At 56.2% G+C, this 15504-nt stretch carries 17 protein-coding genes; 10 read left to right on the top strand and 7 right to left on the bottom strand.

Annotated features, from left to right (window positions below; genetic code table 11):
* Positions 1–5 precede the first annotated feature (5 nt).
* Positions 6–125, top strand: a complete 120-nt coding sequence (gene cydS, locus BN1190_RS15370) for a cytochrome bd oxidase small subunit CydS (RefSeq protein ID WP_425313921.1) — start codon at positions 6–8, stop codon at positions 123–125.
* Between the two features lie 255 nt (positions 126–380).
* Here the strand turns inward: cydS and BN1190_RS14825 are convergent, their stop codons facing one another.
* The gene (locus tag BN1190_RS14825) at positions 381–572 is read right to left on the bottom strand and encodes a hypothetical protein (protein WP_144036074.1); all 192 of its coding nucleotides are present in this window, start codon (positions 570–572) and stop codon (positions 381–383) included.
* A gap of 98 nt (positions 573–670) precedes the next feature.
* Here BN1190_RS14825 and rlmD point away from each other — a divergent pair, with 98 nt between their 5' ends.
* The 5 genes from rlmD to BN1190_RS05475 all read left to right on the top strand — a co-directional run bounded on the left by rlmD (position 671) and on the right by BN1190_RS05475 (position 8255).
* Positions 671–2035: a 23S rRNA (uracil(1939)-C(5))-methyltransferase RlmD gene (gene rlmD / locus BN1190_RS05495; RefSeq protein WP_040285964.1), complete on the top strand. Its 1365-nt coding sequence runs from the start codon at positions 671–673 to the stop codon at positions 2033–2035.
* Between the two features lie 226 nt (positions 2036–2261).
* Complete coding sequence (locus BN1190_RS05490; protein WP_040285963.1) at positions 2262–4532, top strand: ATP-binding cassette domain-containing protein; 2271 nt, start codon at positions 2262–2264, stop codon at positions 4530–4532.
* A gap of 160 nt (positions 4533–4692) precedes the next feature.
* Positions 4693–5718, top strand: a complete 1026-nt coding sequence (locus BN1190_RS05485) for a DNA/RNA non-specific endonuclease (RefSeq protein WP_040285962.1) — start codon at positions 4693–4695, stop codon at positions 5716–5718.
* Between the two features lie 363 nt (positions 5719–6081).
* Complete coding sequence (locus BN1190_RS05480) at positions 6082–7599, top strand: BCCT family transporter (protein WP_040285961.1); 1518 nt, start codon at positions 6082–6084, stop codon at positions 7597–7599.
* Positions 7596–8255, top strand: a complete 660-nt coding sequence (locus BN1190_RS05475; protein WP_040285960.1) for a hypothetical protein — start codon at positions 7596–7598, stop codon at positions 8253–8255. Before BN1190_RS05480 ends, BN1190_RS05475 begins: the two co-directional genes overlap by 4 nt.
* Positions 8256–8326: 71 nt before the next feature.
* Here the strand turns inward: BN1190_RS05475 and BN1190_RS05470 are convergent, their stop codons facing one another.
* Positions 8327–9283 carry a calcium/sodium antiporter gene (locus BN1190_RS05470; RefSeq protein WP_040285959.1) on the bottom strand — a complete coding sequence of 319 codons (957 nt, stop codon included), beginning with the start codon at positions 9281–9283 and terminating at the stop codon, positions 8327–8329.
* 295 nt (positions 9284–9578) lie between these two features.
* Between BN1190_RS05470 and BN1190_RS05465 the strand changes: the two genes are divergently transcribed.
* Positions 9579–10511 (top strand): polysaccharide deacetylase family protein, encoded by a 933-nt coding sequence (locus tag BN1190_RS05465; protein ID WP_052461710.1) that lies wholly within the window; start codon positions 9579–9581, stop codon positions 10509–10511.
* Between the two features lie 67 nt (positions 10512–10578).
* Here the strand turns inward: BN1190_RS05465 and BN1190_RS05460 are convergent, their stop codons facing one another.
* The 4 genes from BN1190_RS05460 to BN1190_RS05445 are packed head-to-tail and all read right to left on the bottom strand — an operon-like array spanning position 10579 to position 12700.
* Positions 10579–11367, bottom strand: a complete 789-nt coding sequence (locus tag BN1190_RS05460; protein WP_040285958.1) for an STAS domain-containing protein — start codon at positions 11365–11367, stop codon at positions 10579–10581.
* Complete coding sequence (locus tag BN1190_RS05455) at positions 11354–12016, bottom strand: cobalamin B12-binding domain-containing protein (RefSeq protein WP_040285957.1); 663 nt, start codon at positions 12014–12016, stop codon at positions 11354–11356. Before BN1190_RS05455 ends, BN1190_RS05460 begins: the two co-directional genes overlap by 14 nt.
* Before the next feature lie 22 nt (positions 12017–12038).
* Positions 12039–12395 carry a hypothetical protein gene (locus BN1190_RS05450; RefSeq protein ID WP_040285956.1) on the bottom strand — a complete coding sequence of 119 codons (357 nt, stop codon included), beginning with the start codon at positions 12393–12395 and terminating at the stop codon, positions 12039–12041.
* A complete protein-coding gene (locus tag BN1190_RS05445) occupies positions 12395–12700 on the bottom strand; it encodes an antibiotic biosynthesis monooxygenase family protein (RefSeq protein ID WP_040285955.1) in 306 nt (101 codons plus the stop codon). The genes BN1190_RS05450 and BN1190_RS05445 overlap by 1 nt, the downstream gene beginning before the upstream one ends.
* Before the next feature lie 172 nt (positions 12701–12872).
* On the opposite strand from BN1190_RS05445, the gene BN1190_RS05440 reads away from it, so the two are divergent.
* Positions 12873–13415 (top strand): DUF4256 domain-containing protein, encoded by a 543-nt coding sequence (locus BN1190_RS05440; RefSeq protein ID WP_040285954.1) that lies wholly within the window; start codon positions 12873–12875, stop codon positions 13413–13415.
* A 47-nt stretch (positions 13416–13462) separates the two neighbouring features.
* Here BN1190_RS05440 and BN1190_RS05435 read toward each other — a convergent pair whose 3' ends face one another.
* Positions 13463–13738, bottom strand: a complete 276-nt coding sequence (locus tag BN1190_RS05435; protein ID WP_244898678.1) for a glutaredoxin family protein — start codon at positions 13736–13738, stop codon at positions 13463–13465.
* 100 nt (positions 13739–13838) lie between these two features.
* On the opposite strand from BN1190_RS05435, the gene BN1190_RS15335 reads away from it, so the two are divergent.
* Together BN1190_RS15335 and BN1190_RS05420 are read left to right on the top strand one after the other, a co-directional pair.
* Entirely contained in the window at positions 13839–14930 is a 1092-nt protein-coding gene (locus BN1190_RS15335; protein ID WP_244898677.1) for an ASCH domain-containing protein, read from the top strand.
* Positions 14931–15002: 72 nt separating this feature from the next.
* On the top strand, positions 15003–15500 hold the full coding sequence (locus BN1190_RS05420) for an LURP-one-related/scramblase family protein (RefSeq protein WP_040285952.1): 498 nt from the start codon (positions 15003–15005) through the stop codon (positions 15498–15500).
* The last annotated feature ends 4 nt before the right edge of the window (positions 15501–15504 follow it).

Here is a 15504-nt window from a genome sequence, read left to right as displayed (position 1 = left end):
ATACTATGGAACAGTTCATCATATTCTATGCACCTTTCATCGTCCTCATCGGACTGATCATCGCCGCGTTCGTCGTGGCACCGATGGACGGATGGGTTTTGAAGAATGAAAAAAAGAAGAAGTGAGAGGAGAGCTGCCCGCGGGCAGCTCTTTTTGGTGGGGGGAGCGAAAATTTGCGGCTGACCGCTCCATTCCCGCGGCGTACCGCTCAATTCTCCCAGCTAAGCGATCATTACCCACGGTGAAGCGCTCAATTCCTCCCGCTAAGCGATCAATTCACACAGCGGAGCGCTCAATTCCGCCGGCAAACCGCTCCATTCCCGCGGCCGGCCATCTGGTTGCATGCGAATCTTCTGCCGCGCTGAATGCCCTTCCACCAATCAGAACCAAGATTGAATGGTCGGCTCCGCTGCCGCTCCGCATTTTCTGTTGAGGGAGTGGCAGCGCTGAGCGCTCCATTCCGGGGACGAACCGATCAATTCCAATGCCGAACCGATCAATTCCACCGGCCAACCGCTCAATTGCACTGCCGGACCGATCAATACCATCAGCCAAGTGATCAATTCTGCCAACGAACCGCTCTATTCACGCAACCCGCCCATTCCCCCAAGCACCCGCCGCCAACCTATGATAAACTACAGGTCAGACCACAAACTGGAGGCACCGAACCATGACCTATGCAGTCCACCAAAACGACAGACTCGTCGTCCAAATAGAAGACCTCACGCACGACGGCTCCGGCGTCGGCAAAGTGCAGGGCTATCCGCTTTTCATCCCCGGCGCGCTGCCTGGCGAGGAAGTCGAAGTGAAAGTCGGCAAGACACTGAAGAACTACGGCTTCGCCAAGCTGCTCAACATCCTCACGCCGTCCCCCGACCGCATCACGGGCCCGTGCCATGTGTATCCGGAATGCGGCGGCTGCCAGATCCAGCACCTGACGTATGACGCACAGCTCAGACAGAAACAGAAAACCGTCCGGGACGTCATGGACCGCATCGCCAAGCTCCCGGACGTCCCTGTGCATCCGACGCTCGGCATGGACGACCCATGGCGTTACCGCAACAAATCCCAGATCCCGTTCGGAGAGCGCGAGGACCGGATCGTCTCCGGCTTCTACCGCTCAAAAACGCATCACATTGTCGACACCGACGTCTGTATCATCCAGAGCACCGAAGCCGACGACCTCATGGCCATGCTGAAGCGCGAGCTGCAGATACTCGGTATCGACACCTACGACGAACGCACGCACAAAGGCTTCCTGCGCCACCTCGTCGTCCGGAAAGCACGCGCGACCGGCGAGCTCATGGTCGTCCTCGTCACCGCCCGCCGCAAATTCCCGGAAGCGGCGCAAGTCATCGACGCCATCAAACGCACCGTGCCGGACGTCACGTCCATCATGCAGAACGTCAACACCCAGAAGACCAACGTCATCTTCGGCGATCAAACCCTCTGCCTCTACGGCAAGGACGTCATCATCGACACGATCGGCGACGTCGACTTTGAAATTTCGGCCCGGTCGTTCTACCAGGTGAACCCCGTTCAGACGGAGACGCTGTACAGCAAGGCACTCGAATATGCCCAGCTCACCGGACAGGAAACCGTCATCGACGCCTACTGCGGCATCGGCACGATTTCGCTGTTCCTCGCCAAGCAGGCGAAAGAGGTATACGGCGTCGAAATCGTCCCGCAGGCGATCGAAGACGCAAAACGGAACGCCGTCCTGAACGGCATCGACAACGCCCATTTTGAAACAGGCGCATCGGAAGACGTCATTCCGAAATGGTACAGCGAAGGCAAGACATTCGACGTCCTCGTCGTCGACCCGCCGCGCAAAGGCTGCGACGAAAAACTGCTGGAAACGATCCTCACCCACAAACCGGCCCGCATCGTCTATGTCTCCTGCAATCCGGCTACACTCGCCCGCGACCTCCGCATCCTGGAAGACGGCGGCTATCAAACGAAGGAAGTCCAGCCGGTGGATATGTTCCCACATAGTACACATGTCGAGTGCGTGGCCCGGATCGAGCTGCGGTAAATCGTCGTCAGCAGGGTGATGAGATTCGTTTAAGTCGTAAGATGTATATGCAGTCCTCCAGGCGAATCAGCCTGGAGGATTTTTAGTTTCAATTTATGAAACAGAAATATGCTCGATTTCTACCGTCTGGTCTGCCCCATTAAGCACCATCCGCTCAAGTCATGAAACCGATATGGTAGGGTATACAGAAACGAATGATTAAACATGAAGGGAACGGGATCAATCCATGGCAAATGCCAAAGACGAAATCATCCTCAAAGGGCTCAAAGAAAACAACCTGAAAAACATCGACCTGACGATACCGAAAGAGAAGATCGTCGTGTTCACAGGACTGTCCGGTTCCGGCAAGAGCTCGGTCGTGTTCGATACACTGGCGACGGAAAGCCGGCGGCAGATGACGATGAACTACCCGCTCTATGTCCGGAACCAGATGCCGCGGTACGAGCGGCCGCAGGCGGATCTGATGCAGAATTTGAGCCCGGTCGTCGTCGTGGAGCAGAAGCCGATCGGCAGCAGCACCCGGTCGACGGTCGGGACGTACATGGATATCCATCCGCTGATCCGGCTGCTGTTTTCGCGGATCGGCCAGCCGGCGATCGGGTCCGCGACGGACTTCTCGAGCCAGAGCTCGTTCGGCAGATGCCCGGAGTGCAAAGGGTTCGGCCAAGTGGTTGCACCGGACGTGAACAAGCTTGTCGATTTCACTAAATCGCTGCGGGAGCGTGCGGTGCAGTTCAAGCCCTTGTCGCCGACCGGCTGGCAGGGCCACTGGATGATGACATGCGGACTGTTCGACCCCGATCTGCCGCTGAAGGACTATCCGGAGGAGACGCTTGAACTGTTCCTCTACGGTCCGCCGGAAGGGGAACGGGTCAATGCGCCGTTCCATACGAAGGACGGCCCGCACAAAGCCGATTGGGACGGCCTGCTGCCGCGCTTCACACGGGTGTACATCAACCGGGATATCTCCAAGCTGAAAACGCTGACCGAAGAGGATGTCCTCGCGATGACGACCCAGGCTCCGTGCAAGACGTGTCAGGGATCCGGCCTTAATCCGGAAGTGCTGGCCAGTAAAATCAACGGCCTGAACATCGCGGACTACGACCAGCTCGAGCTGCCGGAACTCCTCCGGGAACTCGAGGCCATCCAGGAGCCGATGGGGAAATCGATCGCTCGGCAGGCAATTCCGTACGTGACACAGCTGATCGACATGGGCTTGGGCTATCTGAGCCTTTCCCGGAAAATGGCTACGCTGTCTGGCGGGGAAGGCCAGCGGGTGAAGATTGCCCGCCATCTTGGCAGCAGCCTGAACAATATGACGTATATCTTCGATGAACCGAGCGCGGGACTCCATCCGAGTGAAGGGGAGCTGCTGATCCACATGCTGCAGCGCATCAAACAGCAGCATAATACCGTCATCGTCATCGAACACAACCTGGCTGTCATCCAGATGGCGGATGAAATCATCGAGCTGGGGCCGGGTGCCGGCGCGAATGGCGGGGAAGTGATCTACGCAGGTCCTCTCGCAGGCATGACGGAGTCCCCGACCGCACTCGCACTGCAGCACAAACTGAGGGTCAACGGACACCCGAGGGAGCGGACGGGCAGCTATTCCATCCAGGGAGCGTCGACCAACAATCTGCGGAACGTGGACATCCGGATTCCAAAAGGCGTCTTTGTCTCGGTCTGCGGAGTCTCCGGTTCGGGGAAAAGTTCCTTGATACTCGACGCCTTCAAAAGCCGTTATCCCGAATCGATCACCGTGGGGCAAGGCGGGATCGGAACCTCCAGCCGTTCCACGATGGCGACGTACATGGGCATTATGGAAGACATTCGCCACACATTCGCAAAAGCGACGGGGCAGCCGGCGGGACTGTTCAGCTTCAACTCACTCGGCGCCTGTCCCGTCTGCAAAGGGAAGGGTGTGCTGACGCCGGAAGTGGCGTTTGCGGATCCAGTGACGATTCCTTGTGAAGCGTGCGGCGGCACTAGATACTCGGACGAAGCGCTGTCCTACCGGTATGAAGGGAAAAACATCATCGAAATCCTGGCTTTGACAATCGACGAAGCCGGTGACTATTTCACGCAGCCGAAGATCCTGAACCGGGTGAAGACGCTCCGAGATGTCGGACTCGGCTACCTGACGCTCGGCCAGACGACCAGTTCCCTGAGCGGCGGGGAGATCCAGCGGCTCAAGCTCGCGAGCCAGCTGCAGAAGGAAGGCCAGATCTATTTGCTGGATGAACCTTCGTCCGGATTGCACGCAGACGACCGGGAGAAACTGCTCGACGTCTTTCAGAAGCTTGTGGAGCGGGGGAACACGGTCATCATCATCGAACACAATCTGGACCTGCTCGCAGCGAGCGACTGGATCATCGAGATGGGTCCCGGCGGCGGCAAACAAGGCGGCTCCGTAATGTTTGAAGGAACTCCGGCCGACATGCTGAAAGCGGACACAGCCACGGCAAGATGGCTGCGGGAAGCTGTGGAGGCATAAGGTTGATGGTGATGCGAGAGGGATCTTTCACTTTTTCATTCCATAAATTGAAAATTTACATTGCGTCCCGGATGAATGTGACGTACTATGGTTTTTATGCGGTTGCGCAGGTAAATCCTGTGATATCCGTATAAAATACCATATACAGGGGTTTATATTAATGAAAAGACTAAACTATTTGATTTTATCGGCAATGATGATCTTGCTGGCCGGCTGTACCGATTCAGGAGATACGGCGGAATCGGACGAGCAGAAGATTTCACAAGAGCAGACGGCCGCCGTAACAAATACAGGTCAAAACGAATCACCCGTTACAGCTCCTGCGGAGGAGCCGGCTTCCGGTGAACCGGAAGAGGAGGAACCAGCAGCAGAAGAGCCCAAAGCGGAGGAACCGCCCGCCCAGCCGGTAGAGGAACGGTTCGCCGGATACCACCTGATCGACGTTGACGGCGGAGACCTCTCGGGGACACGTGAACCGAATACGGTCGTCGATATCGGATACGGGGGCCGGGAATATTGGGGATTCACGAACGAACATGGGCAGCTGGTGCGTGTCACGGCGGACGAGATTATCCCGCAGGACGACAGCAACGAATCGGTAACATCATCCGGCAGATATTATTCCGATGAAGCCAAGGTCCCTGGCGTGGAAAGTCCCGTGCTGGATGAAGGGCATGTCATCGCCGATTCCCTGGGCGGCGTCTCCAATGCGTATAACATCACCCCGCAGGACAGTGTGCTCAACCGGCATGGCGACCAGGCCTATATGGAAAAAGTGATCCGTACAGCGGGCGGTGCGACGGACTTCGAAGCGATCATCACCTACCCGGATACGGAGACCCAGATCCCATCCCATTACCATTACACCTATACGGTGAAAGGCAACCAGGTCACCGAGGATTTTGACAATGAAAACCCGGACAGTGTGAACGAATCGCTCGGATTGACGGGCAATGGCGGGACGGCACCGAAAAACGAATCACAGCCATCTGCTCCATCCACGCCTTCGGCACCAGCTGCCCCTTCTTCCGAAGAAGGGGATCTCTCCAGCGTGGACGCAAACGGGAACGGCATGGTGACCATCGCCGAAGCGAAAGCGGCCGGCTTCAGTATGCCGATCACGAGCGACCACTGGTTATACAAATACATGCGGGACAACGACCACGACGGCATGGTGGGAGAATGATCGATGCTGCTCTGCAAACCGCAAGCCGGGAACCGGTGACGGATCCGGGTGACACGACTGCTGAGGAAACACGATGAATATAAACATATATGCCGCCTGGCTGCAGTCCAGGCGGCCTTTTCAGTTCCTATAACCTCTGCCAATACCGCTGGACATACAGAAAATTGCAGTCTGAAGGTTTGCAGGAGGGCGCTGTGTGGAACACTATACTACTGGCGCGGAATTCGCTAAGCGGAATGACGGTATCCTGTTACTGGTTCTTATTACATATGTTTCAAACCAGGACTTCTGTAAACCGCCCGACTGCCTGGGGCAGGCGCGAAGGCGTGCGAAATCTGATGGATAGAGAATAGGGGAATTCAATTGCACATAACAAACGTATTCTGGTACGCGGTCGCCATCTGTATGGCGATTGTCATCTGGGGGTTCGTAGCCCCTGACAATCTTAATAGCATCACCAGCCAGGCGACGGCACTCATCTCCAATGATTTCGGCTGGTTCTACACACTGGTCATCATCGCCCTCATCAGCTTCTGCATCTATATGATGTTTTCGAAGTACGGCAATGTCAAACTCGGTAAGGACAATGACGAACCCGACTTCAGCCTGATGGCGTGGTTCGCCATGCTGTTCAGCGCAGGAATGGGGATCGGTCTGATGTTCTTCACGACCGCGGAAACCATTTCGCATGCGTTCATTCAGTCACCGAACGGAGAGCCGGGTTCCGAACAGGCTGTCCTCGACTCGCTGCAATATGCGTTTCTCCACTGGGGCTTCCATGGATGGGGGCTGTATGCGGTCGTCGCGATGATTTTCGCGTATTTCAAGTTCCGTGTCGGCGCCCCAGGGCTTGTCAGCGCGACACTTGAACCGCTGCTCGGACAGAAACTGATGCGCGGCACGCTGGGACAGATCATCGATACCCTTGCCGTCTTCGCCACGGTTGTCGGTGTGGCGTCCACCCTCGGTTTCGGCTCCGCGCAGATCAACAGCGGGCTGACATTCCTGTTCGATGCCCCGAACACGTTCTGGTTCCAGATGATCATTCTCGGTATCGCGACCGTCACATTCATCGCATCCGCCTGGTCGGGTCTCGGCAACGGCATCAAACACCTCAGCACCATTAATCTGTGGCTTGCGGGCATTTTGCTGGTGCTGCTGTTCGTCGTCGGCCCGACAGTCTACATCATGAATATTTCCGTCACCTCATTCGGCAATTACATCAGCCATTTTGTCCAGATGAGCTTCGACTTGAAGCCGGTCAATGTCACCCAGCGCGGTTTCGTGAATGACTGGACGCTCTTCTACTGGGCCTGGTGGATCTCCTGGGCGCCATTCGTCGGAATGTTCATCGCCCGGGTATCGAAAGGCCGCACAATCCGGCAATTCATCATCGGCGTGCTGGTCGCACCGACACTCGTGACCTTCATCTTTTTCGGGGTGTTCGGCGGCTCGGCGTTGAATGTGCAGATGAACGGCATTGCGAAATTATCCGAGCTGGCGACGGAAACCGTCACGTTCGGCATGTATACCCATTATCCGATGACCGCGGTCCTGTCGCTGCTGACCGTTGTGGTCATCGCGATCTTCTTCATCACCTCCGCGGATTCCGCGACATTCGTCCTCGGCATGTTCACCACGGGCGGACAGCTGAATCCGTCGAACGTCGTCAAGATCGCCTGGGGACTGCTGTTATCGGGTATGGCGGCGATCGTCCTGTACTCCGGCGGCATCCAAGGGTTCCAGAACATGCTGATCATTGCGGCACTGCCATTCTCTTTGATATTGATCATGATGGTCATTGCTTTTTACAGAACCATCAGGGAGAATGAAGGACGGAGACTGCGAACGACATCTATGGAAAGGCGTGAGAAAAAATGAAACTCGTCAACGTCCGGAAAGGACAATTCGTCTACTATCAGAACAAATTGCATAAGGTCTATTCGGTGAAGCCGTTCTTCAAGAAGTCGGTCCATCTGATCCGCATGGAGGATTTCAAACAGAAGCTGGCAACAGCGAAAGAGATCGATTTCTATAAGCCGAAGCACCTCGACAGTTTCGTATTCAACCGGGAACGGTACACGCTCGACAAAACGGTCAAAGCTGAAGTCGGGGACTACATCATCGTCATCAACCCGCAGCCGGACCCGCTCGACCAGCATCATCTGAATACGATCGAGGCCGTCTCGTCCGTCGAAGGGAACGGGGTCATCACGAACCAGTCCAACGGTATCCGTTTCAACGAATATTGGGTCATGGTGCCCGGATTGTCAGACGGTGCGACGGTCATCGACCTTCAGGACCCGGATCTGGAAACGGATGATGGAGAAGACGAACCATCCGGCGACGACCTGCAGGAAGTCTACATCCCGGGCATCGGGGATATCTGCCGCAGGGCGGACAGCGAAATTGACATGGAAGCGATGATTGTCGCGATCGAAGGGGACATCGTCTATCTGGGCGGAAACGTGCAAGTGGACATGAACGACCTGCTCGATCAGGAAAAATGGAGTTACGTGAGGAACATCCGGGACTGACCCGGACTGGATTGAATAAAGGCTGCCGGCTGCAAGGAATCCTTGCAGCCGGCAGCCTTTTTGCCGTGATGTCAGTTCCGAACGATGATGTACACCAGATAGATTACATAGAACGCAGCGAGCACCCAGCCTTCCCGTTTTCCGATGCGGTAGCCGGTCCGCGCAAAGACGAGCAGGACGAGTGTCAGTGCGATCATGAACACGACGTCGATCAGCACTTTGCCGTCCACCGCAAGCGGCGAAATGGCCGAAGAGACACCGAGCACGAACAGGATGTTGAAGATATTGCTGCCGATAATATTGCCGAGCGCAATCTCGCTCTCTTTCTTCAGCGCCGCGGTGATCGACGTCACCAGTTCAGGCAGCGACGTGCCGATCGCGATGATCGTCAGACCTACAAGTGTCTCACTCATCCCGAGGGAGTAGGCGATCGCGGTGCCGTTATCGACGACCAGATCCCCGCCGAAGATGATAGCGGCAAGCCCGAGCAGGGTGATGAGGATGTTTTTCCCCCACGACCCGCTGACAGCTGCCATGGGTTCGTTCATCGACTCCTTCCGGCTTTTCAGACCGTGCTCGATCACATAATACAAGAAGATCGACAGGAACAGCAGGAAGATGAACCCATCGGCCCGCGTGATCATATTGCTGCCGAAGCCCTGCAGCGCCACATCACTCATGACGATGAACAGCGCAATGCTTGCGAGCAGCGTGAACGGGATCTCTTTCTTGACGTTTTCACTCTCGACTTTCAGCGGATACAAAATCGCCGCGACCCCAACAACGAGGGTGATATTGAAAATGTTACTGCCGACGACATTCCCCACCGCGACGCCTGCCGTGCCTTCCAGTGCCGCGATGATACTGACCGTCGCTTCGGGAGAACTCGTTCCGAACGCGACGATCGTCAGCCCGATCAAGATCGGCGGAACCCGCAGCAGCCTTGCAATGTTGGACGACCCATCGACGAAAAAGTCCGCCCCTTTTATGAGTAAGACAAATCCGATCAGCAATAACACATAAGTCACGTACGCTCAGCTCCAGTTCTGTAACAGGTTGTTTTGGAGGGATCCTGTCAGCTATCCCGCAGGCCCGGCGGTCGGGCCGTGTAACCGCAGACAGGATCTTGGATACCGTATATCTGCTTTGGAACATTCTCAGATACCTGACACCAGTATATCATCTTACCCGTTTTGATACCCGGCTGAAAGGGGATGAATGCTGTGCTTTCGGACTGGGCAAGACGCGGCTGTTCCGGCAAATGTGAATAGTTCCCTTCGGACAGGTAATCCTAAACGCAAAACGCCGGACGGAGGACTGACTATGAAGACAAGCAGGTGGGTGTTCGCAGGAGTGATCGGTATTTCCATTATACTGATCGGCAATTTACTGTTCTCGGAAAGTGCGATGGGACAGCACGGCGGACTGCCGAAAGATGAGCTGAGACGAAAAATCCAAGCGTACGCAGCCCAGCATGATATCAAGCCTGTCGATGCCGTCGTGGACCGGATATGGAAAGCGGTTCCCGGCTATAACGGCTGGCAGGTCGACCGGGTGGCCAGCCATGACCGGATGAAGAAAACTGGGAGATTCGATAAAACCAAGCTGGTATTCAAGGAGACAGAGCCGAGGGTGCACCTGGATGATCTGGATCCCCATCCGATCTATCGGGGCAATCCTGGCAAGCCCATGGTGTCGCTGCTCATCAATGTCGCGTGGGGAGAGGAATACATCCCTGCCATCCTGCAGATTTTGAAGACAAACGAAGTCAAAGCGACGTTCTTCTTCGACGGCAGCTGGACGGCAAAAAATCCTGAAGTGGCAAAAACGATTCACGAGGCGGGACATGAGATCGGCAATCATGCATACAGCCATCCTGACCTGCAGAAACGTTCCGCCGCAGAGACGAGGGAAGAACTGCAGAAGACGAACGAGGTCATCCAGCAGACACTCGGCATCCAGCCCAAATGGTTCGGACCGCCAAGCGGCAGCTTCAACGCGCAGACGGTCGCTGTTGCTGCCGAGCTCGACATGAAGACGATCCTTTGGACAGCCGATACGGTCGACTGGAAAAAGCCCGAGCCGTCCGAGATGGTGCAGCGTGTCCTGTCGCAAACGGAGAATGGCACGATGATTCTCATGCACCCGACAGATCCTGTGGCCAAAGGATTAGATGAGATGATCAAGCAAATCAAAGCGAAAGGTCTGCGGCTCGGCATGGTGAGTGAGCTGATGAGTGAAAAACGGGTGGATTGAAAGAAGCGCGCTGGCGGCTGAACAGGAAATGGATCCAGCACAACCCGGACAATGAAAAAACCAGCCCTCACAAGGCTGGTTTTCGGATGGACTGTGTTTTCTTTTGCGTGAGCTCGGCAATGGCCCGCTTCAATGTTTTCACGAACCGCACCTCGGCGGTGAAGTCCAGCTGATTCCAGACTTTCACGTGAAGCGGGTTCAGGCCGGTCACAATCAGGGAAAAGCCGAGCAGTTCCAATACGCCGATCAGTTTTTCGAATCCATATAAGCCATCCTGCTCAATCCGCCCGACCGCGGTGAAGTCGAGGATGATCGTCTGCACGCCCGATTTCGCAGACCGTTCGGTGAGCCCGCGTGCGATGGCGGAAGATTTTTCCTCATCCAGATCGCCAAAAATCGGCACGACAGCGACCGTATCCGTCAGCTCGATGAACGGGGAGGACAGCTTGATGTTTTCCTGCAGCAGGGTTTCCGCCGATTCCTTCGCCTCGAGCAGCTGGAAGTCGGTCTCCGTCAGGCGGGTGCGCAGCCGCGTCAGCTGTTCGCTCACTTTCAGGATCGCCTGGTCTTTTTTGACGATGACCACCTCGCAGGCAGGCTCCTCCGTCCAGGAAGCATACAGATCAGCAAGCAGGACGGAACCGGAGGGGGACAGGACATTGACTTCGAGCGCTTCGACTGTGTCCGATTCCCGGATCCGCCGCTCGACCTTCCGGCGGCTTTCGGACTCGATGACGTCCAGGATGCTCGAGCCGGCGGCGAGCATTGTCGCGGCCGCCTGATTGACCCGGACGATCTGGAGATCCGTATCGATCGTGTACATCGGAAGCGGCATCAGGGGATTAGGATAGGACATGTTTCACGCTCGCTCCTTTTCCCTCAGCTGCCAGCCATTCGTGCAGTTCCCGCAGATTCGGCATGACGAGCACCTGGCCGGGCGCCGCTTCCTCTGTGAAGGATGCATGCGGCGCCATCCGCCCGCCGATCACGATGGACGGCCGGCAGTCCGTATTCGCGAGTACCTGGACAGATTTCCGCAGGATCGGCAGCCGATAGGACAATGCCGCGGACATGGCGACAACGTCGGGCTGCCAGGCATTGACAGCGGTCTCAGCATGGCGGAGCGGCAAATTCGGGCCGAGATACCGGACACGCCAGCCGAATTCCTGGAACACGGCCGCCGCCATCTTCAAACCGATATAGTGCTCTTCACCTTCGACTCCGAACAGCATCACTTTCTTCCGATCCGGCGCGTCGTCCGAAGACGAACGGTACTCATAATCGGAGATCACATAGTCACAAACCGCAGTCGCCAGGTGTTCGTCCGCCACGGTGATCTCATTCTGTTCCCACAGTTCACCGATACGGATCATTGCCGGTGTCAGGAGATCCTCGTACAGCGTAAGCCGGTCATTCCCGGCGAGCACGCCGTCTATATAGGAAATGGCCGCCTGCTCATCTCCCCTCAGCAGCAGGTCGGTCAGCTGTTTGGCGTATTCGGTCATTCGATCCCTCCTCAATCGGTCTTCAGTCATTCGGCTGCAAGATGGCAAGTGCCTTCTTCAGATAATCCGTGTACGCGGATTGCCTCTCAATATCCACCTCGCCGGGCAGGACGGCGAGCAGCCGTTCGAAATTATCGATGATCAGGTCCGTGCCGACATTCCGGCTTGTCAGCACCTGATCGAGCCATTTTGTATAATCCGTGAAAAACTTGCTGTCGCTCATCTGGAACGCCGTCTCCAGGTGGTTCAGATGATGGTAGTTATCCTCAGCAGTCCGCATCCGTCCGTTATCGCCGAATTTTTCGGTCAGCCACGGGTGGGCATCATAGATCTGCCAGACGACTTCATCGACAACCCGGTCTTTTGCCTCCTGCTCCATCAGTCCGCCACCACCTTATATTGCGCCACTTTCGGGATGATCCCCGCAAGTTCCTGATCCGGGTATTTCTTCTCGAGTTCGTGGATCTCTTTGAATTCATCGCTCCGCGCCCAGGCCAGATAGTGCTCCCGCGTGTCCCATTCCATATGGACGACGAGTTCGCCGGGGCGTTTCTGGTTCTGCAGCAGTTGGAAAGAGAGGAAGCCTGCTGCCCGGTCGACCCGCTTCGAGCGGCCGCTGTAGATCCGGATCACTTCCTCCGCTTTCCCGGCGGGTACGTTGAATGTCGAATTGACGATATACATGGCAGGCTCCTTTGCGTACGTATTTCGTGTTTCCAATTATCTTAGGCTAGTTTACCACAAGAACAGGCATATAAAAATCCATTGCGTTTATCCGGCTCTTGAGCTACGTTTAACTCCATAGCGCAACTGCCAAAAAGCGCAAGTATGCGAATCAGGAATGGAGGATGTATAGATGACTGAACAGGAGAACGGACTCCTCACGCTTCTGCAGAAACGGTTCGAAGAGAACGAACACCGTCATCCTGGCATCCGCTGGGTGGAAATCCAAAGAAGGCTCGAAGCCGATCCGGAGAAACTGGAAGTCCTCTCCGGCATGGAGCGGACAGGCGGGGAGCCGGACGTTATCGGCTATGACAGCGCGGAAGACGCCTATATCGTGTGTGACTGTTCACCGGAAAGTCCGGCTGGCCGCAGAAGTATCTGCTACGACGGGGCGGCACTGGCGGCACGGAAGAAGAACAAGCCCGAGACGAGTGCTGCCGAACTGGCGGCCGAGCTCGGCATCGAAATCCTGGACGAAGCGCAGTACAGAGCGCTTCAGGAAATCGAGCCGCTGGACCGGAAAACATCCAGCTGGATCCTGACACCGGAAGCGATCCGCAAGAAGGGCGGGGCGCTGTTCTGCGACAGACGCTACGACCATGTCTTCACGTATCATAATGGGGCGGATTCGTATTACGGCGCACGGGGATTCCGCGGCCGTGTCCTGATCTGAACCGAAAAAGCAATTCTCCCGGTGAATGCGGAGAATTGCTTTTTTCGTCAGTCCGTATTCATCACTTTCAGCATCCGCACAGGGTCGAATCCGCCGATCCAGACGCCGTTCACCTCTGTCTGCGGCACAGTGAACCGGCCGCGCCTGGCGATCAGCCGCAGCATCGCCAGCGGGTTCAGGTCGACAGGTACTTCAGTGTAAGTGAATCCGTTATCGTCGAGGAACTGCTTCACCATCCCGCAGACCGGGCAAGTGCGTGACGTATAGACAGTGATCTCCGGTCCCATCCGCTCCAGCCCCTTTCCGGATACTTGTTCAATCACTCAGTTTCATCAAGTATTCAGGACGCAGGACGGGATATCAAGTCACTCGCTTCGGCCGGTCTGTTACAATAGGAGGAAACCGCAGGAGGGAGAGATTGCCATGACAGCCGAACGGCTAACGATTTTCGATGAACAGCGGCAGCCGGTCGGCACCGCGTTGCGCGATGACATCCACCGCGACGGACTGTGGCACGAAACATTCCAGTGCTGGTTCGTGTCCCCGGATGGCGGTTCCGTCTATCTGCAGCAGCGCAGCCCGGATAAGGAAGATTACCCGGGCCTGTTCGACATCACTGCCGCAGGTCATCTGCTTGCAACCGAAACCGTCCATGACGGCGTGCGGGAAATCGAGGAAGAGCTCGGCGTGCCGGTTTCATTCGATGAACTTCATCCGCTAGGCGTCATCCGCGACTGCATCCGCACGGAACTGATCGACGACAACGAATTCGCCCACGTCTTCCTGTATGTGACGGACCGTGAACCCGCAGAGTTTGAACTGCAGCCTGAAGAAGTCGCCGGCATCAGCCGGGTGGATCTGGACGATTTTGCCGACCTATGGAGCGGCTGCCGGGATGCCATCGACACTGCCGGCGTCACAAGAGGTCCCGAGGGGCGGCAGCATCCCTTCCGGAAGACGATCACGCGCGCGGATTTCGTTCCGCATACCGAAGAGTATTACAGGACGGTCATAGAGGGAATACAGACGCACCTGTTCAACAGGAAAGGGAGTAGTGACATGACAATGAAAACACCTGAGCAGCTCTGGAACGAATTCCGCGAGTTGCACCCTGAGGCACCGGAATCCGCCGCGGCCTGGGGATTCGGCGACTCTGAAGAGATGGCCGATACGCTCGCGGCGCTGGTCGCTGACGGAACCAAGACGGCGACCGCCTCCAACTATAAGATGTATGAACTCGGGGATGAGCCGCTCCCGAAAGTCGGCCAGTACGACATCGTCCTTGACGGAAGCGGTTCGGCTGTCGCCGTCATCCGATGCGTTGCGGTCGATGTCCTTCCGTTCAATGAAGTGCCCGCGGAGCATGCCTATCTCGAGGGGGAAGGCGACCGGTCCCTCGGGTACTGGCGGGATGTCCACGAAGACTTCTTCACACGGGAGTTCATTGCCGAAGGGATGGAGTTCCAAGAGGATATCCCTGTCGTCTGCGAGCGGTTTGAAGTTGTATATAAGTAGAACGGACTGAAACTTTACAGCTGCAGCTTCCGTAGAATGGATAAGAACGAAACGGAAAGCGGGGGAGCCAGTATGAAGGAATTCATCATCCGGCAGAAACTGATGCGGCTGAACGGCCAGTTCACGGTGAAAGATCTGGAAGGCAGCGATGTCTACGAAGTGGAAGGAAGTTTTCTCCGGATTCCGAAGACGTATACGATCCAGGACATGGCGGGTCACGAAATTTCGGTGATCACAAAAAAACCGTTCAGTTTCCTGCCGGTGTTCACGGTGGAGACGGAAGGGCGGGAGACGGTCACCATTCGGAAAGAGTTCACGTTCTTCAAACCGCGCTACACGATCGACGCAGCCGGCATCGAAGTGCTCGGCACCTGGTGGGAGATGAATTTCGACGTGCTGAAAGACGGCAAAGTGGCCGGCACGGTCGACAAGAAATGGTTCGACTGGGGCGATACGTATTCCGTCCAAGTCTTCGACGAATCGATGGAAACGTTCATCATCGCCCTCGTCGTCGCGATCGACTGCGTCAAAGCCGACCAGTCCGCCGCCTCATCCGCCGCTGCATTCTGACAAA

Source organism: Sporosarcina koreensis (assembly GCF_000826145.2).
Lineage (GTDB): Bacteria > Bacillota > Bacilli > Bacillales_A > Planococcaceae > Sporosarcina > Sporosarcina trichiuri.
The sequence above is the reverse complement of the archived record's forward strand: the minus strand, read 5'-3'. Positions and strand labels throughout refer to the sequence as shown.

Bases quoted from the DNA above. Each gene is read 5' to 3' on its own strand.
- BN1190_RS05490 (WP_040285963.1), top strand. From the start codon at position 2,262: ATGGCAAATGCCAAAGACGAAATCATCCTCAAAGGGCTCAAAGAAAAC.
- BN1190_RS05445 (WP_040285955.1), bottom strand. From the start codon at position 12,700: ATGTATATCGTCAATTCGACATTCAACGTACCCGCCGGGAAAGCGGAG.
- BN1190_RS05465 (WP_052461710.1), top strand. From the start codon at position 9,579: ATGAAGACAAGCAGGTGGGTGTTCGCAGGAGTGATCGGTATTTCCATT.
- BN1190_RS05450 (WP_040285956.1), bottom strand. From the start codon at position 12,395: ATGGAGCAGGAGGCAAAAGACCGGGTTGTCGATGAAGTCGTCTGGCAG.
- BN1190_RS05455 (WP_040285957.1), bottom strand. From the start codon at position 12,016: ATGACCGAATACGCCAAACAGCTGACCGACCTGCTGCTGAGGGGAGAT.
- BN1190_RS05485 (WP_040285962.1), top strand. From the start codon at position 4,693: ATGAAAAGACTAAACTATTTGATTTTATCGGCAATGATGATCTTGCTG.
- BN1190_RS05460 (WP_040285958.1), bottom strand. From the start codon at position 11,367: ATGTCCTATCCTAATCCCCTGATGCCGCTTCCGATGTACACGATCGAT.
- BN1190_RS15335 (WP_244898677.1), top strand. From the start codon at position 13,839: ATGACAGCCGAACGGCTAACGATTTTCGATGAACAGCGGCAGCCGGTC.
- rlmD (WP_040285964.1), top strand. From the start codon at position 671: ATGACCTATGCAGTCCACCAAAACGACAGACTCGTCGTCCAAATAGAA.
- BN1190_RS05440 (WP_040285954.1), top strand. From the start codon at position 12,873: ATGACTGAACAGGAGAACGGACTCCTCACGCTTCTGCAGAAACGGTTC.
- BN1190_RS05475 (WP_040285960.1), top strand. From the start codon at position 7,596: ATGAAACTCGTCAACGTCCGGAAAGGACAATTCGTCTACTATCAGAAC.
- BN1190_RS05420 (WP_040285952.1), top strand. From the start codon at position 15,003: ATGAAGGAATTCATCATCCGGCAGAAACTGATGCGGCTGAACGGCCAG.
- cydS (WP_425313921.1), top strand. From the start codon at position 6: ATGGAACAGTTCATCATATTCTATGCACCTTTCATCGTCCTCATCGGA.